23 protein-coding genes, 1 tRNA gene and 1 pseudogene are annotated in these 22965 nt (G+C 68.5%); 4 read left to right on the top strand and 21 right to left on the bottom strand.

Features of this window, described 5'->3' with window-relative positions; genetic code table 11:
* Window positions 1-100 precede the first annotated feature (100 nt).
* The 7 genes from rho to ABZ027_RS03105 all read right to left on the bottom strand — a co-directional run bounded on the left by rho (window position 101) and on the right by ABZ027_RS03105 (window position 9553).
* Window positions 101-2173 carry a transcription termination factor Rho gene (gene rho / locus ABZ027_RS03135; protein ID WP_356763789.1) on the bottom strand — a complete coding sequence of 691 codons (2073 nt, stop codon included), beginning with the start codon at window positions 2171-2173 and terminating at the stop codon, window positions 101-103.
* A 424-nt stretch (window positions 2174-2597) separates the two neighbouring features.
* Window positions 2598-3527, bottom strand: coding sequence for a homoserine kinase (gene thrB / locus ABZ027_RS03130; RefSeq protein ID WP_356763787.1), 930 nt, complete (start codon window positions 3525-3527; stop codon window positions 2598-2600).
* A 279-nt stretch (window positions 3528-3806) separates the two neighbouring features.
* The gene (gene thrC / locus ABZ027_RS03125; RefSeq protein ID WP_356763785.1) at window positions 3807-4865 is read right to left on the bottom strand and encodes a threonine synthase; all 1059 of its coding nucleotides are present in this window, start codon (window positions 4863-4865) and stop codon (window positions 3807-3809) included.
* Window positions 4866-4871: 6 nt separating this feature from the next.
* A complete protein-coding gene (locus ABZ027_RS03120) occupies window positions 4872-6164 on the bottom strand; it encodes a homoserine dehydrogenase (RefSeq protein ID WP_356763783.1) in 1293 nt (430 codons plus the stop codon).
* Between the two features lie 172 nt (window positions 6165-6336).
* Window positions 6337-7728: a diaminopimelate decarboxylase gene (gene lysA, locus ABZ027_RS03115; RefSeq protein WP_356763781.1), complete on the bottom strand. Its 1392-nt coding sequence runs from the start codon at window positions 7726-7728 to the stop codon at window positions 6337-6339.
* A 49-nt stretch (window positions 7729-7777) separates the two neighbouring features.
* Window positions 7778-8902, bottom strand: a complete 1125-nt coding sequence (gene nrtL / locus ABZ027_RS03110) for an ArgS-related anticodon-binding protein NrtL (protein ID WP_356763779.1) — start codon at window positions 8900-8902, stop codon at window positions 7778-7780.
* Window positions 8903-9028: 126 nt separating this feature from the next.
* Entirely contained in the window at window positions 9029-9553 is a 525-nt protein-coding gene (locus tag ABZ027_RS03105) for a response regulator (protein ID WP_356763968.1), read from the bottom strand.
* 256 nt (window positions 9554-9809) lie between these two features.
* Between ABZ027_RS03105 and ABZ027_RS03100 the strand changes: the two genes are divergently transcribed.
* Both ABZ027_RS03100 and ABZ027_RS03095 read left to right on the top strand, forming a co-directional pair.
* Window positions 9810-9881: transfer RNA gene (locus tag ABZ027_RS03100), tRNA-Arg, on the top strand.
* 402 nt (window positions 9882-10283) lie between these two features.
* Window positions 10284-10877 carry a hypothetical protein gene (locus tag ABZ027_RS03095; protein ID WP_356763777.1) on the top strand — a complete coding sequence of 198 codons (594 nt, stop codon included), beginning with the start codon at window positions 10284-10286 and terminating at the stop codon, window positions 10875-10877.
* Window positions 10878-10982: 105 nt separating this feature from the next.
* On the opposite strand, the gene ABZ027_RS03090 is transcribed toward ABZ027_RS03095, so the two are convergent.
* The 10 genes and pseudogenes from ABZ027_RS03090 to ABZ027_RS03045 all read right to left on the bottom strand — a co-directional run bounded on the left by ABZ027_RS03090 (window position 10983) and on the right by ABZ027_RS03045 (window position 17220).
* Window positions 10983-12356: a site-specific integrase gene (locus ABZ027_RS03090; RefSeq protein WP_356763775.1), complete on the bottom strand. Its 1374-nt coding sequence runs from the start codon at window positions 12354-12356 to the stop codon at window positions 10983-10985.
* Window positions 12353-12547, bottom strand: a complete 195-nt coding sequence (locus tag ABZ027_RS03085; protein ID WP_356763773.1) for a helix-turn-helix domain-containing protein — start codon at window positions 12545-12547, stop codon at window positions 12353-12355. Before ABZ027_RS03085 ends, ABZ027_RS03090 begins: the two co-directional genes overlap by 4 nt.
* Window positions 12523-13842 carry a replication initiator gene (locus ABZ027_RS03080; RefSeq protein ID WP_356763771.1) on the bottom strand — a complete coding sequence of 440 codons (1320 nt, stop codon included), beginning with the start codon at window positions 13840-13842 and terminating at the stop codon, window positions 12523-12525. The genes ABZ027_RS03085 and ABZ027_RS03080 overlap by 25 nt, the downstream gene beginning before the upstream one ends.
* A gap of 130 nt (window positions 13843-13972) precedes the next feature.
* Window positions 13973-14221, bottom strand: coding sequence for a SpdD protein (locus ABZ027_RS03075; RefSeq protein ID WP_356763769.1), 249 nt, complete (start codon window positions 14219-14221; stop codon window positions 13973-13975).
* 13 nt (window positions 14222-14234) lie between these two features.
* Entirely contained in the window at window positions 14235-14429 is a 195-nt protein-coding gene (locus ABZ027_RS03070) for a hypothetical protein (RefSeq protein WP_356763767.1), read from the bottom strand.
* 9 nt (window positions 14430-14438) lie between these two features.
* Complete coding sequence (locus tag ABZ027_RS03065; protein ID WP_356763765.1) at window positions 14439-14630, bottom strand: mobile element transfer protein; 192 nt, start codon at window positions 14628-14630, stop codon at window positions 14439-14441.
* Complete coding sequence (locus ABZ027_RS03060) at window positions 14630-14830, bottom strand: hypothetical protein (protein ID WP_356763763.1); 201 nt, start codon at window positions 14828-14830, stop codon at window positions 14630-14632. Before ABZ027_RS03060 ends, ABZ027_RS03065 begins: the two co-directional genes overlap by 1 nt.
* Before the next feature lie 19 nt (window positions 14831-14849).
* Window positions 14850-15476 carry a DUF2637 domain-containing protein gene (locus tag ABZ027_RS03055; RefSeq protein WP_356763761.1) on the bottom strand — a complete coding sequence of 209 codons (627 nt, stop codon included), beginning with the start codon at window positions 15474-15476 and terminating at the stop codon, window positions 14850-14852.
* A gap of 3 nt (window positions 15477-15479) precedes the next feature.
* Window positions 15480-16864: pseudogene (locus ABZ027_RS03050) on the bottom strand (FtsK/SpoIIIE domain-containing protein).
* Between the two features lie 5 nt (window positions 16865-16869).
* On the bottom strand, window positions 16870-17220 hold the full coding sequence (locus ABZ027_RS03045; RefSeq protein WP_356763759.1) for a hypothetical protein: 351 nt from the start codon (window positions 17218-17220) through the stop codon (window positions 16870-16872).
* 168 nt (window positions 17221-17388) lie between these two features.
* Between ABZ027_RS03045 and ABZ027_RS03040 the strand changes: the two genes are divergently transcribed.
* On the top strand, window positions 17389-17802 hold the full coding sequence (locus ABZ027_RS03040; protein ID WP_356763757.1) for a hypothetical protein: 414 nt from the start codon (window positions 17389-17391) through the stop codon (window positions 17800-17802).
* A gap of 36 nt (window positions 17803-17838) precedes the next feature.
* Here ABZ027_RS03040 and ABZ027_RS03035 read toward each other — a convergent pair whose 3' ends face one another.
* From ABZ027_RS03035 to ABZ027_RS03025, 3 genes are all read right to left on the bottom strand, one after another.
* Entirely contained in the window at window positions 17839-18567 is a 729-nt protein-coding gene (locus tag ABZ027_RS03035; RefSeq protein WP_356763756.1) for a GntR family transcriptional regulator, read from the bottom strand.
* A gap of 95 nt (window positions 18568-18662) precedes the next feature.
* Complete coding sequence (locus tag ABZ027_RS03030) at window positions 18663-19100, bottom strand: ATP-binding protein (RefSeq protein WP_356763755.1); 438 nt, start codon at window positions 19098-19100, stop codon at window positions 18663-18665.
* 276 nt (window positions 19101-19376) lie between these two features.
* Window positions 19377-20117, bottom strand: coding sequence for a GntR family transcriptional regulator (locus ABZ027_RS03025; RefSeq protein WP_356763753.1), 741 nt, complete (start codon window positions 20115-20117; stop codon window positions 19377-19379).
* A gap of 78 nt (window positions 20118-20195) precedes the next feature.
* Between ABZ027_RS03025 and ABZ027_RS03020 the strand changes: the two genes are divergently transcribed.
* The gene (locus tag ABZ027_RS03020; protein WP_356763751.1) at window positions 20196-21293 is read left to right on the top strand and encodes a DUF1152 domain-containing protein; all 1098 of its coding nucleotides are present in this window, start codon (window positions 20196-20198) and stop codon (window positions 21291-21293) included.
* A gap of 486 nt (window positions 21294-21779) precedes the next feature.
* Here the strand turns inward: ABZ027_RS03020 and ABZ027_RS03015 are convergent, their stop codons facing one another.
* Complete coding sequence (locus ABZ027_RS03015; protein WP_356763749.1) at window positions 21780-22940, bottom strand: DNA cytosine methyltransferase; 1161 nt, start codon at window positions 22938-22940, stop codon at window positions 21780-21782.
* Between the last annotated feature and the right edge of the window lie 25 nt (window positions 22941-22965).

Below are 22965 nucleotides of genomic sequence, written 5' to 3'. Positions count from 1 at the left end.
CGCGGCGCCGTGTTCCCGGGCAGTTCGGCGGGTGCGGTCCCGCCCAGCACAAAGGGCCGCCCCCGCGCCGGGGACGGCCCTCTGTCACATCCTTGGACGACTAGTCACCGTTGCCCGGCGTCGGCGTCGTCTTCTGGATCTGCAGCAGGAACTCGGCGTTCGACTTCGTCTGCCTCATCTTGTCGAGCAGCAGCTCGATCGCCTGCTGCTGGTCGAGCGCGTGCAGCACCCGGCGCAGCTTCCAGACGATGGCGAGCTCGTCGCTGCCGAGCAGGATCTCTTCCTTACGGGTGCCGGACGCGTCCACGTCCACCGCCGGGAAGATGCGCTTGTCGGCGAGCTTGCGGTCGAGCTTGAGCTCGGCGTTGCCGGTGCCCTTGAACTCCTCGAAGATGACCTCGTCCATGCGGGACCCGGTGTCCACCAGCGCGGTGGCGAGGATGGTCAGCGAGCCGCCGTCCTCGATGTTGCGGGCCGCACCGAAGAAGCGCTTCGGCGGGTACAGAGCGGTCGAGTCGACACCACCGGACAGGATGCGGCCGGAGGCGGGCGCGGCGAGGTTGTACGCACGGCCCAGACGCGTGATCGAGTCGAGCAGCACGACGACGTCGTGGCCCAGCTCCACCAGACGCTTGGCGCGCTCGATGGCGAGCTCGGCGACCGTGGTGTGGTCCTCGGCCGGGCGGTCGAAGGTCGAGGAGATGACCTCGCCCTTGACCGACCGCTGCATGTCGGTGACCTCTTCCGGACGCTCGTCGACCAGGACGACCATCAGGTGGCACTCGGGGTTGTTGTGCGTGATCGCGTTGGCGATCGCCTGCATGATCATGGTCTTGCCGGTCTTCGGCGGGGCCACGATCAGACCGCGCTGGCCCTTACCGATCGGCGCGACGAGGTCGATGATGCGGGTGGTGAGGATGCCCGGGTCCGTCTCCAGACGGAGGCGGTCCTGCGGGTACAGCGGCGTCAGCTTGTTGAACTCCGGCCGCCCGCGACCGGATTCGGGCGCCATGCCGTTCTGCGAGTCCAGGCGGACCAACGCGTTGAACTTCTCGCGGCGCTCGCCCTCCTTGGGCTGACGCACGGCACCGGTGACGTGGTCACCCTTGCGCAGGCCGTTCTTGCGGACCTGGGCGAGGGAGACGTACACGTCGTTGGGGCCCGGAAGGTAGCCCGACGTACGGATGAAGGCGTAGTTGTCGAGGATGTCCAGGATGCCCGCGACGGGGATCAGGACGTCGTCCTCGTTGACCTGCGGCTCCGGGGCCATGTCGTCGCGGCCACGACGGCCACGACGGTCCCGGTAGCGGCCGCGGCGGCCACGGCGCCCGCCCTCGAAGTCGTCGTCGTCCTGCGGGCCGTTGTCACGCTGACGGTCCTGACGGCCACCGCCGCCCTGCTGCTGGCGGTCCTGACGGTCCTGACGGTCCTGGCGCTGCTGGCCGCCACCCTGACCGCCGCCCTGCTGCTCGTCGCCCTTGCCGCCACGGCGGTCGCGGTCACGGTCCCGGCCGCGCTCACGGCGGTCGCGGCGGCGGCCGTCGCCACCATCGGCGTCGCCGCCCTTGGAGTCGCCCTGCGGCTGCGTCTGGGCGGGCGTCTCGGTCTTCGGCTCGCTCTTGGCCTCGGCGACGACCGTGTCGGGGCTGCCGGCCTCGGCGGTGGCACGACGGCGGCGGCGCTCCGCGGGAGCGTCGTCTCCCCCGCGCTCGGCCGCGTTCGCGCGGGAGCTGCCCCCATCGCGGGAGGCGCCCCCGGCCGGCTGGCCGGGAATCTCGATCTGCTGCTGGGCCACGGCCTTCTCGGCGGGCGCCTCAGCCTTCGCGGCCGCCTTCTTCTCGGCGACGGACGCGGTGTCCTCGCCGGTACGGGCCTTGGAGGTGGCCCGGCGCTTCGGCTTGGTCTCGGCGGCGTCGGCCTTCGCGGCCGGGGCGCCCCCACCTGCCTGCGCCTCCTTGATGACCTCGATCAGCTGGCTCTTGCGCATACGCGCGGTGCCCCTGATGCCGAGGCCGGATGCGACCTGCTGCAGCTCGGCCAGCACCATGCCCTCGAGGCCGGTACCGCGGCGCCGCCGGGAGCCGGCACCGCTGGCAGGCGCGGAGGCGTCCGTGGCGGGCGCGGCAGCGGTCTCCTCGACACGTGCGCCCATCAGATCGGTGGTGTCGCTCACGAAGGGTCCTTCCCTGGAGCGGACGTCGGCCTGTCTGGCTCGGCGACCGGTTGTGCTGTCCGACAGTGGTCCTTGCTGTGTGGACCCTGCCGGGGCGGTGGTCCGCCTGAACGGCGGAGGAATGTGGTGACGGCGCTTCCCAAAGCCGTGGCACTGAGTGTCTGTGTCACATTGCTTGGTCGCACCGGTTCCGGAGCGTGCCCGGCAGGTCGCTCAGCGCTCGGGTACGACGTACTGCTCGCGTACGGCGTACTGAACACAGTGCGGCTTGGGAGGCTCCCGGAAGGATGTCTGTCCCGGACGGGGACACGAAGCACCTCGCCATGGTGGGGTCGGGTGCAGACTTGAGGTTAACACTACCGGATCCAACAAACATTCCCCCTCTCGAAATCCGGCGAGCGCCGCCGGATTTCACCTGTCAACGTCAGATGTCGCTGGTGCTGGCGAGCGGCATCACGCTCGCGCCCCGTGCGTCGAGCTTCAGCCGGTTGGCGGCCCAGCCCTCGCCCGCCAGATGGGCGACCTTGTCGGCGCTGGCCTCGTCGACGAGGGCCAGCACCGTCGGTCCCGCGCCGGAGATCACTGCCGGGACCCCGTCGGCCCGCAGCCGCTCCACCAGCGCCGTGCTCTCCGGCATGGCCGGCGCGCGGTACTCCTGGTGGAGCCGGTCCTCGGTGGCGGGCAGCAGCAGCTCGGGACGCCTGGTCAGGGCCTCGACGAGCAGGGCCGCGCGGCCCGCGTTGGTGGCGGCGTCGACGTGCGGCACGGTGCGCGGCAGCAGTCCGCGCGCGGTCTGGGTCAGGACCGGGTTACCGGGCACGAAAACCACCGGAACGATGGAATCGGAGGGCTCCATCCTGATCGCCCGGGCGGCTCCGGACTCCATCCAGGAGAGGGTGAAACCGCCGAGCAGACAAGCGGCCACGTTGTCGGGGTGGCCCTCGATCTCGGTGGCGAGCTCCAGCAGCGCCGCGTCGTCGAGCCGGGAGTCGCCGCCTATGGTCACGGCACGCGCGGCGACGATGCCGGCGCAGATGGCGGCGGAGGAGGAGCCCAGGCCACGGCCGTGGGGGATGCGGTTCGCGCAGACGATCTCCAGGCCGCGCGGCTGTCCGCCCAGCAGATCGAAGGCGGTGCGCAGGGACCGTACGAGAAGGTGGTTTTCGTCACGGGGGAGCGTCTCGCTGCCCTCTCCCGCGATGTCGACGTGCAGCCCGGAGTCGGCGACCCGGACGACCACGTCGTCGTAGAGCCCCAGCGACAGGCCGAGGGCGTCGAAGCCCGGACCGATGTTGGCGCTGGTGGCGGGGACGCGCACCCGGACGGCGGCGGCGCGGAAGGCTGGACCGGCCATCGCTCGATGACTCTCCTTGAGCTGCGGAACTGTCGAAGACGTTCGATACGTGCATGAGGTCCTGGGGACCTCTGAGGAACCGTGGGACCGCTTCCGGGCCGCGGAGACGGCGCGGCACCCGGCCGTATGCGAGGCATATGCGGCGGGCGGGTTCGCCTACAGCCTATCGAAGGAAGGTTCTGTGGCGACATAGGGCGCACAGGAGGCGCACGATGCGTGTCGTAAGCCCCCTGTGCACCCCCTCTGGCGGTCACCCGTTCCCAGAGGTCAACGCTCAGGTCAGACGAGGCCCAGGCGCTCGGCGGCGGTCGCCGCGTCGACCGGGACGGTGACCGGCTGCGGTGCGCCCGCGACCGCCCAATCGGGGTCCTTGAGGCCGTTGCCGGTGACGGTGCACACGATCTTCTGCCCCGGGTCGACCTTGCCCTGCTCGGCGGCCTTCAGCAGACCGGCGACGGAAGCGGCGGACGCCGGCTCGACGAAGACACCCTCCTGAGAGGCCAACAGCCGGTAGGCACGCAGGATCTCACGGTCCGTCACCTCGTCGATGAAGCCGCCCGACTCGTCCCGCGCCGCCAGGGCGAACTGCCAGGACGCAGGGTTGCCGATCCGGATGGCGGTGGCGATGGTCGACGGGTCCTTGACGACCTCGCCGCGCACGATCGGGGCGCTGCCGGACGCCTGGAAACCCCACATCCGGGGAGTCCTCGCGGCGACCTTGTCGGCGGCGTACTCCTGGTACCCCTTCCAGTACGCGGTGATGTTGCCCGCGTTGCCGACCGGCAGGACGTGGATGTCCGGCGCGTCACCGAGCATGTCCACGATCTCGAAGGCGGCCGTCTTCTGGCCCTCGATACGCACCGGGTTGACTGAATTCACCAGCGCCACGGGGTAGTTGTCGCTCAGCGCGCGGGCCAGGGTGAGGCAGTCGTCGAAGTTTCCGTCGACCTGGAGGATCTTCGCGCCGTGCACGAGGGCCTGGCCCATCTTGCCGAGCGCGATCTTGCCCCGCGGGACGAGCACGGCGCACACCATGCCCGCGCGCACCGCGTACGCGGCGGCCGAGGCGGACGTGTTGCCGGTGGAGGCGCAGATGACCGCCTTCGCGCCCTCTTCCTTCGCCCGCGTGATCGCCATCGTCATTCCGCGGTCCTTGAAGGACCCGGTGGGGTTGGCGCCCTCCACCTTGAGGTGGACCTCGCAGCCGGTGCGCTCGGAGAGCACCTGCGCGGGGACGAGGGGCGTACCGCCCTCGCGGAGCGACACGACCGGCGTGGTGTCGGACACCGGCAGCCGCTCCCGGTACTCCTCGATGATTCCGCGCCACTGGTGGGTCATTGCTGGTTACTCTCCTTCAACCCGCATGATGCTGGCGACACCACGCACGGTGTCGAGCTTGCGCAACGCCTCGACGGTCCCGCCCAGGGCGGCGTCGGACGCGCGGTGCGTGACGACGACGAGGGAGGCCTCGCCGTCCTTCCCCTGCTGGCGAACCGTATCGATCGACACGCCGTGCTCGGCGAACACGGTGGCAACCTGGGCGAGAACTCCGGGTTTGTCCGCCACGTCGAGGCTGATGTGGTAACGCGTGACGACCTCGCCCATGCCCGACACGGGCAGCGCGGCGTACGCGGACTCGCCGGGGCCGGTGGCGCCGTTGAGCCGGTTGCGGCAGACGGCCACCAGGTCGCCCAGGACGGCGGAGGCGGTGGGGGCGCCGCCCGCACCGGGGCCGTAGAACATCAGCTGACCGGAGGCGTCGGACTCGACGAACACGGCGTTGTACGCGCCGCGCACGGAGGCCAGCGGGTGGGTCAGCGGAATCATCGCGGGGTGCACGCGCGCGGTGACGGACGCGCCGTCGGCGGCCCGCTCGCAGATCGCGAGCAGCTTGATGGTGCAGCCCATCTCCTTCGCGGAGGCGAAGTCGGCGGCGGTGACCTCGGCCATGCCCTCGCGGTAGACGTCGTCGAGGCGCACCCGCGTGTGGAAGGCGATCCCGGCGAGGATGGCGGCCTTGGCGGCGGCGTCGAAGCCCTCGACGTCGGCGGTGGGGTCGGCCTCGGCGTACCCGAGCGCGGTGGCCTCGTCGAGGGCCTCCTGGTAGCCCGCGCCCGTGGTGTCCATCTTGTCGAGGATGAAGTTGGTGGTGCCGTTGACGATGCCGAGCACCCGGTTGACCTTGTCACCGGCGAGCGACTCGCGCAGCGGCCGGATCAGCGGGATGGCGCCGGCGACGGCGGCCTCGTAGTAGAGGTCCGCGTCATGGTCTTCGGCGGCGGCGTGCAGGGCGGCGCCGTCCTGGGCGAGCAGCGCCTTGTTGGCGGAGACGACGGAGGCGCCGTGCTCGAAGGCGGTGGTGATGAGCGTCCGGGCGGGCTCGATCCCTCCGATGACCTCCACCACCACGTCGATGTCGCCGCGTTTGACGAGGGCGGTCGCGTCGGTGGTGACGAGGCTCTGGTCGATGCCCGCACGAACTCGGGCGGGCCGCCGGACGGCCACTCCGGCGAGTTCCACGGGGGCGCCGATCCGGGCGGCGAGGTCGTCGGCGTGCGTCGTCATGATGCGCGCCACCTCTGAGCCGACCACTCCACAGCCCAGCAGCGCCACCTTCAGCGGACGCGTACGCATCATCCGACCTCGTTTCCTCATACCGTCTACGGTTGGTCCAGTCTCACTCACCGGACGGGACTTTCTATCCCATGTCCGGATCGTGAGACATCTATTTCATTTGTACGGAGGCGGAAGACAGGAGATCTTCCGCCTCCTCTTTCCGGGCGGATTCACCGACGTTCTCCGGGCGGATTCACCCGACGTCGAGGCGCAGCAGGTCCTCCTCCGTCTCCCGGCGGACGATGACGCGGGACTCACCGTCGTTGACCGCGACGACGGGCGGCCGCAGTACGTGGTTGTAGTTGCTGGCCATCGACCGGCAGTACGCGCCCGTCGCCGGTACGGCGATCAGGTCACCCGGTGCCAGGTCGGCCGGCAGGAACGTGTCCTTCACGACGATGTCGCCGCTCTCGCAGTGCTTGCCGACGACGCGGGCCAGCATCGGCTCCGCGTCCGAGGTGCGGGAGACCAGGGCGACGCTGTACTCGGCGTCGTAGAGCGCGGTACGGATGTTGTCGGACATGCCCCCGTCGACGGAGACGTACGTCCGCAGTCCGTCGAGGGGCTTGATGGTGCCGACCTCGTACAGCGTGAAGGCGGTGGGGCCGACGATGGCCCGCCCGGGCTCGACGGAGATACGGGGAGTGCGCAGCTTGGCGGCCTCGCACTCACGGGTGACGATCTCGTGGAGCGCCTTGGCGATCTCGTGCGGCTCGCTGGGGTCGTCGTCGCTGGTGTAGGCGATACCGAGACCGCCACCGAGGTCGATCTCCGGCAGTTCGACGCCGTGCTCGTCGCGGATGTCCTTGAGCAGCCCGACGACCCGGTGGGCGGCGACCTCGAAGCCGGACATGTCGAAGATCTGGGAACCGATGTGGCTGTGGATCCCGATCACCTCGATCCCGTCCAGCTGCAGCGCACGCCGTACGGCCTCGGCGGCCTGCCCGCCGGCCAGCGGGATGCCGAACTTCTGGTCCTCGTGGGCGGTCGCGATGAACTCGTGGGTGTGCGCCTCCACCCCGACGGTGACTCGGATCTGCACCCGCTGCCGCCTGCCCAGCGACTGAGCGATGTGGGCGACGCGGACGATCTCCTGGAAGGAGTCGAGCACGATCCGGCCGACGCCCTCGCTGACGGCCCGGTGGATCTCGTCCGTCGACTTGTTGTTGCCGTGGAAGGCGATGCGGTCGGCGGGCATGCCGGCCGACAGGGCGGTGGCGAGCTCTCCGCCGGAACAGACGTCGAGGTTGAGCCCTTCCTCGTGCAGCCAGCGGACCACGGCCCGGGACAGGAACGCCTTGCCGGCGTAGAAGACGTCGGCGTCGGTCCCGAAGGCGGCGCGCCACGCCCGCGCCCGGGCGCGGAAGTCGGCCTCGTCGACGATGTAGGCGGGGGTGCCGTGCTGCTCGGCGAGGGTCTTCACGTCGATGCCGCCGACGGTGACGACACCGTCCTGGTCCCGGCCGACGGTCTGGGCCCACACCTTCGCGTCGAGGGTGTTGAGGTCGGCGGGCGGAGCGGAGTAGTGCCCCTCGGGATACACATCGGCGTGACGGGGCCCGGCGGGGTGTGCGGAACGGCTCATGGCTTCTCTTGGGCTCTCTGTGCGTCTGTGTGCGTCTGTGCGCGCTGTCTCACAGGTGATCAGGTGCGTCGATGCCGAGCAGGGTCAGGCCACCGGCCAGCACCGTCCCGGCGGCTTCGGCAAGCGCCAGCCGGGCACGGTGGGCGGCCGAGGGTTTCTCCCCGCCGCGCGGAAGGACAGTGGGGAGGAAGGGGAGAACGGCATCGGCGACGGTGACGAGGTGCCGAGCGAGACGGTCCGGCGCACAGTGCGCGGCGGCCGCGGCGAGGATCCGGGGGTGGTCGGCGAGGACGCCCGTCAGGTATTCCTCTTCCGGTACGTCGCCGGGTTCGGCGCGGAACCCCAGGTCAGCGGCGTTACGGCTGACGGCCCGGGTGCGGGCGTGAGCGTAGCGGACACGGAAGAGCGGGTTGCCCGCACGCTGGACGAGGTGCTCGCCGCCGATCCGGGGGCGGTCGTGGGCGGCGGGGTGCAGGAGTGCCCAGCGGGCGGCGTCGGGGCCCAGGGGGGTGGGGTCGGTGGGGGTGGGGTGCGGGGCGATTTCGATAGGAACCGGGGGCTCCGCCGGGGCCTCTGCCAGGGACTGGAAGGCGCCGTACGCGTCGACGTGGACGCCGAGGACCCTCACCCAATCCAGATCGGGCCGAGCCTCACAGGTGACGCGGACGAGTGCGCCCTGCGCGCGGAGGAGACGGACGCCGGCGTCGGCGACGACGAGGGCCCGGACCTCGTGGGCGGCATGCAGTCGACGGAGCTGCCCGGTGAGCGCGTCGGAGTGCCCGTACGTCTGCCCCGTCCGCAGGATCTCGCCGACGAGAGCGGCGGAAGCGGTGCCGCGCAGGCGGATGTTCAGGAAGCCGGGGCCGGTGATGACGACGTCGGCGATACGGCTGGTGTCGGCGGTACCGCCGCTGCTACCGAGGCCCCCGTCGGTGGCGTCGGTGCCGATGTCGTCACTGAGCAGATGGTCCCGAAGGACCTCGGCGACGTACCGGGGTGTCCGCTCAGCCGGCCGCGCCAGCTGAAGGGCGATGTTGGTGGCGTAGTCCCCACAGCCCCCGGGCCCCGGCGCCGTCACCACGGCCCGCTCCGGAACGGTCACACTCAGCTCCCCCCGGTCCACAGCCCGACGCACCGCGCGCAGCACGGTACGGGAGAGCTCGACGGGGATCACGGGACCAGCGTAGGGGAGGAGGGGGGTGGGTAGGCGAGCCGGTTTGAGCGGGGTTCCGGGATGTGGACGGCGCGAGGACGCGGGCGGCCGCCTCAGTCGCCCCCCAGGGGACGGCTACGGAAACAATCAGCCGCCGGACCGCCCGGCCCGATCGGCCCGTCCAGCCCGCTCGGCCTCTGCGGCGGTCCCGAGAACACCGTCGAACGCGGACTCCTCCGGACCCCCTTCCACAGCCCCGCTGAGGGCACCCCCACTCCCCCCACTCCCCCCACTCCTCTCCCCCTCCACCAACTGCCCTACGAGGCGCACGAGTTCGGCAGGATCGAAGGGCTTGGCGAGGAAAGCGTCGACACCGGCCTCAAGCCCGTTCTCGACCTCGGACTGCGTGCACGCACTGACGATGGCGAGGGGCAGATGACGGGTACGCGGGTCGGATCGCAGCCGAGCGGCGGTCCGGAGCCCGTCGAGGCGGGGCATGACGACATCGAGGGTGATCACATCGGGCCGCACCTGATGAACGACATCCAGACACTCGGCACCATCGGCCGCGGTCACCACCTCGAAACCCTCCAGTTCGAGATTGACCCTGATCAGCTGCCGGATGACCTTGTTGTCGTCCACAACAAGCACCCGGCCGGACGCGCCTGGCACAACTCGAGAGTAGGTCGGCACCGGCCACCGCGTCCGGCTTTTCCCGACTTCCACCCCGCGCGGGCAACCCTCCTCCACGTCAGCCCCACGTCCACCCCTCAAGCCTGCCCCGCCCTTCCCCTTCAGCCCCGGCACCCGCCCTCCCCTCGCCCGACGACGCGACCTCGCCCGACGCCGCAAAACCCGTTCATGAACACCCGGACGGAGCTGGTAGTGTTCTACCCGTCGCCGCGAGCAAGCGCTCAGCCGCCGACACGCCCCCGTAGCTCAGGGGATAGAGCAACGGCCTCCGGAGCCGTGTGCGCAGGTTCGAATCCTGCCGGGGGCACCTTGGATTAGGTGCCCAAAGACCCCGTCACCAGCGGAAACGCTGAGGCCGGGGTCTTCGCGTATGTGCAGGCGGATGCAGCCCAAAGCCGCCGCATGTCGAGGTCTGTGGACGAGGCGTGGACGGGATCTTGGGGTATCGCCGCAGGTGAGGTCTAAGAGAAGCCGACGCTCACGCTAACGCCAGACCCAGGTGCATGTCGTCGCGCCACCGGGGCTACCAACGGCGCCCATGAGTGCTGCCAGCGCCCAGGGGTTCTCTTATGGATCTAGACGAACGACGAGGCCGGAGTCAGAGACGGGCTGACCTGCGTCGTACCGTCCCATCCAATCGTTGGTCCGGCCGTCCCGTCGACTGACGCGTATTGGGTGTACCTGAGCCGCGAATACCGTTCACAGAGTCATGGCGAGCAGGCCGAGGAAGAGGGGCTTGTCGATAGGCACCGCTACTATCCGGGATGCCTCACGGGACGACGAGTGGAGTCAGGGGATGGGCGACGTGAACGAATCAGCGGTCAAGCGGAAGTTGGGGATCCCGAACTGGCGGAACCTGTCCAAGGACAAGGTGCTCAAGTTCGCGGCAGCGATGCCCGAGATGGCCACCGAGGCGCGGCTCAAGCTCATCGAGCAGTTCCCTGCATTCAAGGACCTGGGCAAGGCCAACATCGATGCAGTCGCAGAGGCCCACAGGTCCACTCTCGCAGCCAACGAGAACAGTCAGAACCACTTCTACAAGGCTGCACAGGACCAGCGGGACGCTCTGCAGGCCGACCTTGCTCGGGACGACCTCAGCGAGGCACGGCGGGAGTCCCTCCACGACCGCCTCGAACGAAACGTGGGGCGAGTATTCGAGAAGGACAGCGAGAGCAAGCAGTTCCAGGGGGCGGGGATGAAGCTGGTAGCAGCCACCGGTGTAGCCGCCCTCGCGCTGAGCGTGGCGTTCGTCGGCGGCAGAGTCGCTGGAGTGAGCGAGGACGGTTCCGAGGAATCCCAGTAGGGCTGTTATCGGCCCGTTACGAAACGAAGCATTGGCGCGGGTAGGGCCGGAACGAGGGAGGCCCCAGGCGGCATGCCTGGGGCCTCGGTGTCGGCGCAGGTTGTCTCACTCGTACTCGCGGAGCAGATCCTCGATACGCCGGTTCGCAACGTCCTGCCGTCCGTCGAGGCACTTCGCGTAGCGGGTCAGCAGGACCTCGACGCTGTTGCCAGCGCGCTCGGCCACCTCGGTCGGGTCGACGCCGGCGTTGAGCCATGTGGACAGCGCCGAGTGACGAAGGTCGTACGGCCGACTCGCGAGCGGCGAGGAGGCGACGGCCGGCGGGAGCGCGAGGAGTCGAGCCTCCTGCCAGACGCGGTAGTAGGTCGAGGACGGGACGACCGAGCCCTTCTCGCTGAAGAACAACCGCCCGTCGTCAGCCGTGCCGAAGGTGGCGAGGTGCTCGCGGAGCACGACGACGAGGTGGGGCGGGATGGGTACTCGCCTGACATCCTCGGTCGGCCGGTTCTTCAGCCCGCGGTCGTCGTGGGTCTCCCCCGAATCGGTCCACTGCTTGCCGACCGACGGGCGAGTCCGGTGCAGCAATGCCGAGCCCCACCCCTGTCCGGGAAGCATCAGGTCTGTCTCGACAAGGCCGACCGCTTCAGCCGGCCGAAGGCCACCGAAGTACATGGCGGCGAACAGACCCACCAGGCGACGACCACGAGCGCGCCGGTAACCGCCCACGTAGGAAACCGCCGCCAACAGGTTCCGCGCCTGCTCCGGGTTGGCGACAACCCGAGGATCGACCTGGTTGGACACCTTCGGCTTCTGCCAGCGGACAGCCGTGATGGGGTTTTCGCGCAACTCCCCCAGGTCAACGGCGTAATTCGCGGCATTGACGAGCGCCCGACGCTTACGCCGCACGGTTTCCGCCGCTGCTGCCGTGCCGTCGAGCTTGAGCTTCAGCGAGTCGAGTACCGCACGGGCCGTGGCGGGTTCGGCAAGGTCGGCGAGGGGCCGGGATGCCTTGGACACCCAGTGAAGAACGTTCCGCACGTCGTCCGGGACTTCGCGATCGTTGGGCCCCGGAAGCACGAAAGCCCAGTTCCGAAGCGCCTTGCGGATCACCTCATCCGACGGCCGTCCGGCGCGCTCGTCGAGGAGCTCCACTGTCACGCTCGTGAGCGATTCGTTGATGCCGTCCCGCGTATTGGGGGCGGCGTGCGGCCACTTCATCGCGAGGTACCTGAGGGCGAAGTCGTACCACGACAGGGCCGACTTCTTCTCTTCCATCAAGGCCGGGAGCCCCGACGCCGTGTCGAACTCCTCGCCGTCGCGCATCGCACGCATGAGCTTCGTGCGGTAGTGGTCGGCGAGCGCCTTTGTGCGGAAGGATTCCGAGAACACGTTGCCCGCGACGGACCAGCGCACACCGTACGAGGGCGTTTTGGTGTCCCGCTTTCGGACGCCCCAGACCTTCACGTCAAGAGACTTCACGCCGCCGCCTCCAGCTGTCGCAGCCACGTGGTGAAGTCGCTCCGCCACACCCGGAGCTCTCCGTTGGGCAGCTTGAACGCGGCCGGCCCGTAGCCCAGCTCCCGCCAGCGGTAGAACGTCCGACGAGAGACACCGCCCAGCTCATCCAGGACCTGGCGAACAGTCATTAGCTCGTCGTGACGGGTGTCCATGTCGGTTCTCCTTCCGTTCCAACGGCGGGTTCGAGGGATGAAGCAAGCCAGGCTTCCCCACGGCTCAGGCCAGTTCCGGCGAAGACCCAGTGCGAGAGAACGAGGGTGGTTTCCGACGTCGTCTCGTTCGTCGGGGCGGCTTGGGCGCGTCGCCATTCGGCGCGAGCGTCGCGGAGTGCGCCGAGGGTGGTGGAGTAGCGGCGGGATTTGGTGGAGAAGTGGCCGCGGAAGCCGAGCATGTGCGCCCACGCGCGTAACCGGAGCTCGGCAAGCTCGGGGCGGGCGCCGAGGGTCCAGGCGACGCGGATCATGCGCCGGGCGTGGTCGGTGACGCGTGCTTGGGCGAGTTCGGCGAGAAACTTGAGCGGGCGGTCGAGGGTTCCGGTCGCCGTCTCGGCGCCCTTGGTCGCGTACTTCGCGATGTACGAGGCAACGGCCCCCTCGGTTAGCTCCTGGCCGTCGTCGAAGTCGGCGGAGCGGATCGTGCGGACGTCGAGCTGACGACCGAAGGTGAAGACATGGGGGCGGCCGTCGACGGTCGGGCCGTCGATGCGGGCGGCCGTTGCTGCGGCTTCGATGGCGTCCGTCAGGAGCTCTGCCGTCGCCCAGGCGGGCGGCGCTGTGTCGCCACCTTCCGGGCCGTCTATGCGGATGACCGCATGGAAGTGCACGGCACCGCGTTTCTGGTACTCGGCGACCTTCGCGAAGGAGACGCGGGCATGGTCGCGGAAGGTGCGTTGGGTAAGGCCGGCGCGCTTGGCGATCTCCCGGCGGAGGTAGATGGAAAAGCGCCGCCAAAGAAGCCCGGCGTGGGCGTTCCAGAGCACGGCCGCTTCGTAGTCGTACCGGTCCGGGTCCAGGGGTGTGCCCAGGGCCTGGTCGTCCTCTTCGTGGCGGGTGCCGCAGCGGCAGGGGCGGCCGTCGGTGCGCCGGTTGTGGACCGGGCCGAAGCCGGGGGCGGTGAAGGTGGCGAAGACGCGTGGGTGTGTGGCGACCTGGTCCGAGGTGCCTTTGCCGCCGCGGAGTCCGGCGGTGATCAGGTGGTACGTGTCGCGACGGTAGGTCTCGGCGCAGGCCGGGCAGCGAGTTGCGCGGCGGTTGTTGCAGCGGACCAGGAGTTGGCCGGCCGGAAGGGCGGTCGAGTCGAGGTGGTGCAGGGTTCGGCCGATCTCGCCGGTCGCCGTGTCGACCGCGTATTCGGTGCGGTGGCCGTCGAGGCGGACGGGGTGGGTGCAGCCGCCCAGGCCGGAGAGTTGGCGGGCCAGCTCGGGCATGGTGCCCAGGGAGGCCAGCATGGAGAGTTCCGCCAGTGGGGGCGGAGTCTGCCGGGTGATGATGGGTGTTCCTTTCGGCTGTTTCTGCGGTTGGGAGGGACGGCCCCGGGGCGGCGGGATGCTTGGCGGCGTTTGCCGCCCCGGCGGCCGGTCAGCGCCTGTTGGCGTTGTTCAGCAGGGAGCGCAGGACCACGGCGGCGATGGCCACGGACACGGCCGTTATGGCAACCGCCGCCAGGAGCGCGGTGAGGACGACCCCACCGACGAGGACCGCCGCGACCGGGCCCGCGTAGGGGCTGAGCGAGCGGCCGGCCATGGGGGCCGGGCTGTGCTGGTGGTGCTGCTGAGGGATGAGGGCCGACGGCGGAGCGGGGACATCGGGCAGCTTGGGGCGGAACATGGCGGAGCTCCCTTCAGCGGTTGTCGCCGTTGACGACGCCGACCCCGGAGCGGGTGCCGGACTCGATGGCGGGGGCGAGGAAGGTGTGGGAGAGCCAGAAGCCGAACAGGGCGATCACGACGGCAACCCACATGCGGACGCCCAGGAACTTGATCGCGGCCCAGGCGACGGCGCCCAGGACGAAGACCAGCGGGAGCGAGACAGTCACGGGATCTCCTCAGCGGACGCGGCAGCGGTGGGTGCGGGCGGCGAGTTCTGCGGCGGCTCGGGTGTCGTAGTCGTGGGAGAAACCGCAGCGCGGGGCCGTGCAGACGGCGGTGTGCTTCTCGCGGCCGCGGCCGTCGTAGGCGGTGCCGACCTGGACGGGGCCGATGCGCACGACGTTGCGGAAGCGGCGGTTGGCGGGCATCAGGGCAGCTCCTTCGGGTCGTTGTGGTTCTCGCCGGTGAAGTCGGCGACGTGGTCGGCAAGCCAGCGCAAGATCTCGTCGCCCTCGTAGCTGTCAGCGGCGAGGATCACCGGTTCGGCGATGAGCACGGCTTCGGTGAGGTGGTTCTGTCGGGTCAGCTCGGCGGCACGCTTGAGCGCGCGGAGCGTGGACGGACGCAAGGTGGAAAGTCCTCCGGGGTCAGGTGAGTTGGGCGGCGATGGCTTCGGCGAGCTGGAGCGGGACGCCGAGCCGGGTACGAAGGGTTGATGTGTCGATGTCGCTCCCGGTCCGGGTCCGGTGGTCGTCGGCGACCTTGCGGGCCATGGCGACAAGAGCGGGCGGGACCGGGGCGGCTGTGGGTTGTACCGCCGGTTGCGGATCGACGGCGGGTAGCACAGGCGCAGTTGACGTGTCGGGCTTCGCGGGTACCTCCTCGTCTGTTGGTGGCGCCTCGTCGCGGTCCGCAGTGCCGTGGGCGAGGAGGGTTCCGCCGAGGAAGGCGACCGCGGGCCATCCGGCGACGAGAATGCGCAGCCAGGCCGGGACGTCACCAAGGTCGAGCAGGCCGGCTGTGGCGATGTTCGCGCCCAGCGACGCGACCAGGGCGACGATGAACCAGCACCAGCCAGCGGCTTTCGTGGCACCAGAACGCAGCCGCCGCCAGGCCGCTACCAGAAGCAGGTCAACGCTGATCGGGTAGGCCCACGCCTTCCACCCGTCCTGTCCGGCCGCCGCGGCGAGGTCGTGCAGGTGCGCGAAGGAGAGCGCTGCGGCGATGGCCGCTTGGACCAGGACGGGGTCGAGTCGAATGCGGTGGGTGCGCATCGGTCAGTCCTCCGTTGTCTCGGAGGCCAGGCGCTCGGTGGGTGCCGGTTCGGGGGTGTCCAGGACTACGGGCGGGGCGTACGGCCGGAAGGGCGTGAGCGCCGGAACGTCCGGAGCGAGGTGGGCCGTGTCGCGGCAGGTGGCCGCAGCGGCGGCGAGGGACAGGTGGGGAGTGCGGATGCGGGACCAGCCGCCGGAGGTGTCACCCGCCACGGCCAGGCCCGGCAGCTCGGCGGGAATGGCGCAGGAGGCATAGACCGCTTCGGGCGCGATGTCGCCGAGGGCCATCTTGGCGGATGCTTCGTCGTTGACGCGGTGGCAGACACGGCCGGTGAGTTGGGCCCGCAGCATGGTCGCGCCCTTGCCCAGCTCGGCGCCGAAGCGCTGCCCGCACACCTCCAGGTAGATGCCGGCCGCACGACCGAGCTGGGCGAGCCGGATGAGGTGAGTGACCATCTCGTCGCGGCGTTCCTCGTCCTTACGTGTGGCGATGAGGAAGAGTTCGGCCACCTCGTCGACGAACAGCACGATGGGGGTGGGCCGTTCGCACTCCGGCAGGCCCCAGATATCCGAGGTGATCTCCTCGTCGGGGGTGCCGGGGGCGATCCCCTGCCGTGCTTTGATGAGGTCGTATCGGTCCTCCATTTCCTTGACCAGGACGGGCAGCAGTTCGGCGCCTCGTCCGGGTCGGTCGCCAGCGCGGCGAACCGCGAGGCGAACGGCGCCAGCTCGACGCCGCGCTTGCAGTCGATGCCGACCAGGGCGACGGGCTGTCGCGCCAGACCGGTGATCAGGTTCCGCAGATACATGGACTTGCCCGACAGCGTTGCGCCGAGGACGAGTTCATGTGGCACGGCGCGGTAGTCGCGTAAGAACGCCGTAGCGTCCTCCCGCAGCGCCACCGGCACCTTGAGGAACTCGCCATCGGTCCGCCGAGGCATCCGGACCTTGCGAAGGACGTCGAAGCCGATGAGCCGCAGTTCGACGACACCGGGCTTCACGTCCTTCACGTAGACGCCGTGCACACCCCAGGCGTGGCGGAGCCGTTCCGCAGAGGCGACGACGTCGGCGGGTTCCTGGCCCGGCGCCAGCCGAAGCCGGACACGCAGACCGGTCGTGGTGGGGCGGATCAGGCCCCGACGAGGCGGGACGGGGCGGACCTCCCGGCGACTGGTCGCTTTGATGGCCAACACCCGCAACCGGGACGGCTCGACGGTCAGGCCGCAGGCGTCCATGGTCGAGGAGTACGAGGCCAGCAGCCGGGCCACCGAAACCGGGAGCCCGACCGTGGACCAGTACGCCGCCGGGCTGGCGTGCCGGACGTAGACGGCGCCACCTATCGCAGCGAGCGAGCCGCCCAGTTCGGCAAACGTGATCAGGTCCGACACGGCGATCAGCTCGCCTGAGCGACCGGGAAGGCGCCCGGCGCGATGGCGGTGGCGCGGTACGCGATGCCGTGCCGCTGCTGGCCGTTGAACACGCTCTCCCACGGCCGGGCGATGAGGCCCGGCAGTGATACCGGAGAACCAACGGCCAGGCCCTCCGTCACACCGCTTTCGGGAACGGTGACCTGGATGAGCGACGAGTCCCCCTCGTCGATGAAGACAACGCCGACGGTCATCAGCGCCTCACCGCTCACGGTGTCCTTGGCGATCTCACCGGTCTGCCGGTCACGCACCTTCGGGGTCGGCGCTTCGGTCAGCAGGATCGTGGCCGACGAGGCGTCAACACGGATCACACGCACAGAGATTTCTCCTTCTGAGATCGATCAACTTGCCTCCTGACAAGTTGACTTAGCAAGTTCGAAGCTAGAGATGCCAAGTTGACTTGTCAAGTGGCTTCGGTGACCACAACGAGCGCCACCGACATCACGAGCGCACCATGAAGCCATCAGCGCAGAGGAGGGCGCGACATGGGCAGACAACACCGCGCTCAGGAGCCGCAGTCATGGGGCCCACGCAGCCCGCAAGGCTCCGAACCACCGCCGGACGCCCGGTCGGCACCGCAGCAAGGGCCCCCGCCAAACAGCTCCTACCAGGGCGGGACGACACCCCCGCCGAAGAAGCGACGTCGCGTCTTCCTGTGGCTCTTCCTGGCCCTCCAGATCGCGTTTCTGATCTGGGTGATCGCGGGCGCCGCGAGCGGAAGCGGCACACCCGCGGAGTGCCGAGGCCGGACAGGCGACGCCCTGAAGCTGTGCGAGGACGCAAGCGACGTCGGAACCACCATCGGCGTGGGACTCATCATCGCCCTATGGGCGGCAGTCGACGTCATCCTTGGCTTTACATACGTGGTCTACCGGCTCGCCACCCGCCGCACCAGATAAAGGCCATCACAGCCAAGCAGTGGCCGGCCCGCAGGTTCAGCTCAGCCTGTAAGTGTCTTCGAGTTCCTGCCGATCGGCGGGAAGCAGCACGTCAGAGACTTGCAGAGCTTGACCGGAAGCGTCGCACGCGACGACCAGGACGCTAAGGACGGGCACACCGTCCGGGAGCTCCAAAAGCTCAGCCTCACCCCGCTCAGGCAGCCGAGCCGAGACACGCTCCTTCACATGGTCGAAGCGAGCCTTCTTCCGCGCCTCAAGGTGAGCGCGGGTGCCGCCGCTCAAAGGGGTGGCACTCTCCAACTCGGTACCCTCGACCAGGCTGGCGGGGAAGTACGACGAGACCAGCTCGAAGGGTTCGCCGTCATCGATGACCAGGAACCGGCGCACGAGGACCTTGGCACGCTTCGGCAACCCAAGCACGGAGGCGATGCGCGCCGGAACAGGTACATGACCGACTTCGACCAGCCGCCCTGGGGTCTGTGCCTCGTCACGCGTGAGCGCTTCACTCCCCCGGCGACCCTTTTGCTCGACGACTGCGGGAAGCCCTCGCACCAGCGTGCCGTACCCCTGGCGGGACTCCAGCCAGCCATCACGCTTCAGCAGTTCCAGCGCCCGGACGACGGTCGGACGGGACATTCCGAAGGCCTGCACCAGTTGGTTCTCACTGGGCACGCGGGTCCCGGGCGGGTACGTGCCGTCCTCGATGCGCTGCTGAATCGTCTGGGCGAGGCGTACGTACTTCGGTGCCTCCACTTCATACGCCATGAACGCCGCCGCCTGTCATGATTGGCCAAGTCAACTGGTCAACCAGACTAGCGACGAATCCGCCGGCGCAGTACCAAGGGAGGGTATTCCCCTCGTCACGACGGCCAGGCATCGGCGACCACAAAACTGACCACCGTCCCCCCGAAGCAACTGGGCCCGGAGTGCCACGATTCGGCGATTGAGTCGACGAGCAGCAGCCCGCGGCCGTGCGCGTCGTTGGCGTCCGGACTCCTCAGCCGGACGTTCGCCGGGAAGCCCGGGTTGTGTACCTCGACCCGCAGCGAGGTCTCCTCGCGGAACCATTCCACCCGCACTACCCAGGGATCATCAGCCCGCCCATAGCGGATGGCGTTGGTGACCAACTCCGAGATCATCAGCTCGCAGTCCTCGACCGAGCAGGAGGGGTTGTAGGGGGCGATGAACTTCCGGAACCAGCGTCGCGCCCGGGGTACGGATTCCGGGGCCGGATGCAAGGTCATTGCTCCGAGCCGCGGTGAGCCCTCAGAGGGGTAGCGGTCGATCCTGTAAGCCATCCGCACTCACTCCTTGCCGCTGCCGTCACAGTCGAGGCAGCGCCGCTTCGATGTGGCACGGGTGCGGTCGGCGACAGCGGCGAGCGCCAGGGACGTACGCGAACTGACCCGCTTCCAGCCACGCCCCCGGCAACCCCGGCAAGGTAAGTGCTCTCCCTGGTCCGGCCGCCGACTCGTCACACCGCGCCTCCTCCCGATCAAGTGGCCTTAGCCACTTACTGGATGGTGGCATTAGCCACTTGCGTCGCGCAAGCCGTTCGCCGAAGTAATGAACCATCAGGCGAGCGGATACCCCTGCTCGAACGCCCAGCGCTGCGGCGGGTAGGTGGCTTCAGCGAACTCCAACGGCCGATCCTGGAGGTCGAAGACGACGTGATGCACGATCAGGACAGCCGATCCCTGCTCAAGCTGGAGGTCCGCCGCCTCCTCGTCCGTCGCCTGCCGGGCACACATGCGATCTTCGGCGTAACTCCCCTGCCGCCCCGTCATGTTCTCGACGTACATCAGGGTGCCCTCCTGGATCCGTTCGGGCTCCAGAAGCTTGGGCGCCCGCTGCCCGACGTCCGGCGCGAACCACGAAGTGGACAGATTGATGGGCCCGTCCTGGTTGTTGGTGACCCGTCGGCGGTGCACAGCCCGACGCTCCTTCACCAGACCCAATGCCTCAGCGACATGATCCGGCGCGTCCAGCCACCCGGCCGACGTGATCACCGCGTACTCACCGGCCGTGTAGATTTTCCCGGTCTGCCGGGCCCGCCCGTACAACTCCCTCGCCCGTCGGTTCACTTCGAGGCTCCGCACATATGTGCCCGAGCCCTGCCGCTTCTCGACGAGCCCCTGATGGCTCAGCGCCTCCAGCGACCGCGCCGCCGTCGGCCGGGACACCTTCCAGTCGGCCGCCAACTGCCGCTCCGAGGGAACCTCGTCCCCCGGTCGCAGGTCACCCCGAAGGATCTGATCGCGAATGAAGTGTGCGATCTGAAGATACTTCGGCTGCGCCTCCTCAATCTGAGGCATGTCTCCTCCTCCAAGTGGCTATAGCCTCTAGCCACTATAGGGTGAGTGGTCAAGAGCCGACCCCGTAGTCTTGAGCACATGACGCGGTTGATCGTCGCAGCAGGAGGAGGGGGCGACGCAGTCGCCGCCACAATGCTTGACGCCGCCCTGTACGGGGATGCCGGCGAACAGGCGGTAATCCTCACGTACGCGTGGGACCGCTTGCTCATCGACCCGCTACCGGGCCCCCGAGGAGCCGACGACTTCACAGGCCTCGAACCGCTCACCCCAGCCGTCTGGAAGGTGCCGGCGGATGCCCGCCCGGTCGCACCGGCAGGTTCCACGCTCCCACGACTCGCCGCAGAGCTCCGGCACACGTTCGCGCTGATCGAACCGAGGCACGGCGCCGAGGGAGTCACGCACCAACTCGAAGAACTCGTCACCCACTTAAAGCCGACCTCGATCGATCTCCTGGACGTCGGCGGCGACGTGTTGGCCCGAGGCAACGAACCGACGCTGAAAAGCCCCCTCGCCGACTCCCTGACACTGGCAGCGTGCGGCCAAGTGAACGCGCCCATACGCCTGTTGATCGCAGGCCCCGGCCTGGACGGCGAGCTGCCGCACGAGGACTTGCGAGACGTGCTCGGGCCACTCGTCCACACCTTCACCGCGAAGGACACGGAGCCAATCGGCCCGGTCCTGGAGTGGCACCCCTCAGAGGCAACGGGCATGCTCGCCGCAACAGCCCGAGGCGTACGCGGCACATGCGAGGTCCGAGACGCCGGACTTCCCATCCCCCTCACCGACGAGAGCCCGACAGTCCACGAGGTGGACCTGGACGAGGCTCTGAGCCGCAACGAGTTGGCCCGCGCCATCATGTCGACAACCGCCCTGGACCAGGTGGAGGCACTGAGCCGCGAAATCTGCGGCTTCTCCGAAATCGACTACGAGCGCAACAAGGCCCTCTGGCTCAAGGAGCAACAGCCGGCGAAGCTCGACGCCGAGTCGGCACTTCCCCAACTCGCCCAGTTCGAGGCAGAGGCCCGAAGCCGCGGAGTCACGCACACGACGTTCCGCCACCTCACCGAGGTCCTGAACCTTGACGGCTCACAACGCGATGACCTGCGCCGACTGCTCATTAACAGCCAACCGGAGCGGTACACAGCCCCACTGTGGCGCATCCCAGCCACCACCTGAGTAACAACCTTCATTACGGGTTCAAGCACCCGGCTGCGCTCCGCTCCGCCGGGCGGGCTTCCCGGCTCCGCTCGGGGCGCCGCTCCTGCCTCCGGCCCGCTCCGCCCCGGCTGCGCCGACGCCCGCCCACTGTGGATAGGCCCGGAGGTCATGAGTCGAGCACCCGATGCATCCGGCCCACGGTCAAAGGCGATGCCTCCGGCGGGGGATCGGCCGGCACCGGGATGGAGGGGGCGCCATTCCCGGCTGCGGGCACATCGTGGCGAGTGTGGTGGGCTCCCATCCCGTCCACCATCGCCCCAGGCAGAGCCGAGCAGACGCGGCCCATGGCGTCCAGGTCGTTCGTACAGTGGCGCGCTCCACCTGGACGCCATGAACCACGCCCGCTCCACAGTGTGTGGGTCGACGGCGGACGGGATGGGAGCAGGAGAAAGTGGTGGGCTATGGAGCGTGACAAGTCCCCTTATCCGGGGACGAGTTCACGCCCTAGACACCAGCCATTTTGCGCAGATGCTGACCGATGGTCGCCGCGACGTCAACAGCGACAGCGTTACCCAGCGCCCGCATCGCTTTTGTTCGCGTGCCAACTACGTCGTACCAATCAGGGAAAGACTGCACTCTAGCCGCCTCGCGTATCGTGAGATATCGGAGCGAATCATCGGCATACCGAATCATTCCTTCCCCGCCGCATACACCATGTACGCCAGCCTTCAATGTCTTAGAGGGCATGTCGTAAGGGCTACCGGTATGACCTTTATAGGACCGGGCACCGGGAATACTCCAATGGTTGAGCACTCCATGAGCCTCATCAGGGTCAGGCAAGTCAGCCACCGCATCACGCACAGTGCGCCACCGGTGTTCAGATGGAGCCATGAGTAGCGACCTCAGCCGATTTACACGCCCTGCAGCAGTCAAGGGCACAGCCTGAGGGACATCTTCCTTACATTGTTCCCAGTAGCTGTAATCTACATACTGAGAGTAAAGAAGTGAATCCAAGCTATGCGTGCGCGGAACACTGACCCAATCTTCCTGCCGGATCAAATCGGTTCGAATTCCGATAAGAAAAACTCGACGGCGACTCTGGGGGACCCCTACGTCAGCCGCGTTTATATCTTCCCGGAACACGTGGTAGCGAAGACCCGACTTACGCGACCTCTTGATCCGCTCATGATGTTCAGCCCAGAGCTCTGATTTACCCCGAGGTCGAACTTCCGGCCTACGAAGCTGATCGGCTATATACTCGTAATAAGGCAGAAAAGATTCACGCAGCAGCCCAGGAACATTCTCAAAAACAAAAAGTTTGGGTTTGAGCTGCCGCACTGCATCGATCGCGGCCGGGAACATGTTGCGGTCATCTTCATGCCCAGCATGACTACCGCTCACCGAAAACGGCTGACAGGGTGGCCCGCCAGCCAGCAAGTCGATTTCCCCGAGGTTCAGGGAAGGCACCTCCCGGAGCCACCTTCGAACGTCCATCTCGCGAACGTTTTCGGATTTCCACAGCTCTGGGCGGCTTTCGGCATTAGCCCGCAGAATTTCGCAAGCCGAGGGCATCAACTCAACGAGTTGCTCGTTCGCAAATCCAGCTCTATGCATACCAAGTGCCATTCCGCCACCGCCGGCGAATAGCTCAATTGATCGGGGCACTAGGGCTCCGCTCTCGATGATGCAC

The organism is Streptomyces sp. NPDC006332 (genome assembly GCF_040612855.1).
GTDB lineage: Bacteria > Actinomycetota > Actinomycetes > Streptomycetales > Streptomycetaceae > Streptomyces.
The sequence above is the reverse complement of the archived record's forward strand: the minus strand, read 5'-3'. Positions and strand labels throughout refer to the sequence as shown.

Bases quoted from the DNA above. Each gene is read 5' to 3' on its own strand.
- thrB (WP_356763787.1), bottom strand. From the start codon at position 3,527: ATGGCCGGTCCAGCCTTCCGCGCCGCCGCCGTCCGGGTGCGCGTCCCC.
- thrC (WP_356763785.1), bottom strand. From the start codon at position 4,865: ATGACCCACCAGTGGCGCGGAATCATCGAGGAGTACCGGGAGCGGCTG.
- ABZ027_RS03120 (WP_356763783.1), bottom strand. From the start codon at position 6,164: ATGATGCGTACGCGTCCGCTGAAGGTGGCGCTGCTGGGCTGTGGAGTG.
- lysA (WP_356763781.1), bottom strand. From the start codon at position 7,728: ATGAGCCGTTCCGCACACCCCGCCGGGCCCCGTCACGCCGATGTGTAT.
- ABZ027_RS03095 (WP_356763777.1), top strand. From the start codon at position 10,284: ATGGCGAGCAGGCCGAGGAAGAGGGGCTTGTCGATAGGCACCGCTACT.
- ABZ027_RS03085 (WP_356763773.1), bottom strand. From the start codon at position 12,547: ATGGACACCCGTCACGACGAGCTAATGACTGTTCGCCAGGTCCTGGAT.
- ABZ027_RS03080 (WP_356763771.1), bottom strand. From the start codon at position 13,842: ATGCTGGCCTCCCTGGGCACCATGCCCGAGCTGGCCCGCCAACTCTCC.
- ABZ027_RS03075 (WP_356763769.1), bottom strand. From the start codon at position 14,221: ATGTTCCGCCCCAAGCTGCCCGATGTCCCCGCTCCGCCGTCGGCCCTC.
- ABZ027_RS03065 (WP_356763765.1), bottom strand. From the start codon at position 14,630: ATGCCCGCCAACCGCCGCTTCCGCAACGTCGTGCGCATCGGCCCCGTC.
- ABZ027_RS03055 (WP_356763761.1), bottom strand. From the start codon at position 15,476: ATGCGCACCCACCGCATTCGACTCGACCCCGTCCTGGTCCAAGCGGCC.
- ABZ027_RS03040 (WP_356763757.1), top strand. From the start codon at position 17,389: ATGGGCAGACAACACCGCGCTCAGGAGCCGCAGTCATGGGGCCCACGC.
- ABZ027_RS03035 (WP_356763756.1), bottom strand. From the start codon at position 18,567: ATGGCGTATGAAGTGGAGGCACCGAAGTACGTACGCCTCGCCCAGACG.
- ABZ027_RS03030 (WP_356763755.1), bottom strand. From the start codon at position 19,100: ATGGCTTACAGGATCGACCGCTACCCCTCTGAGGGCTCACCGCGGCTC.
- ABZ027_RS03025 (WP_356763753.1), bottom strand. From the start codon at position 20,117: ATGCCTCAGATTGAGGAGGCGCAGCCGAAGTATCTTCAGATCGCACAC.
- ABZ027_RS03020 (WP_356763751.1), top strand. From the start codon at position 20,196: ATGACGCGGTTGATCGTCGCAGCAGGAGGAGGGGGCGACGCAGTCGCC.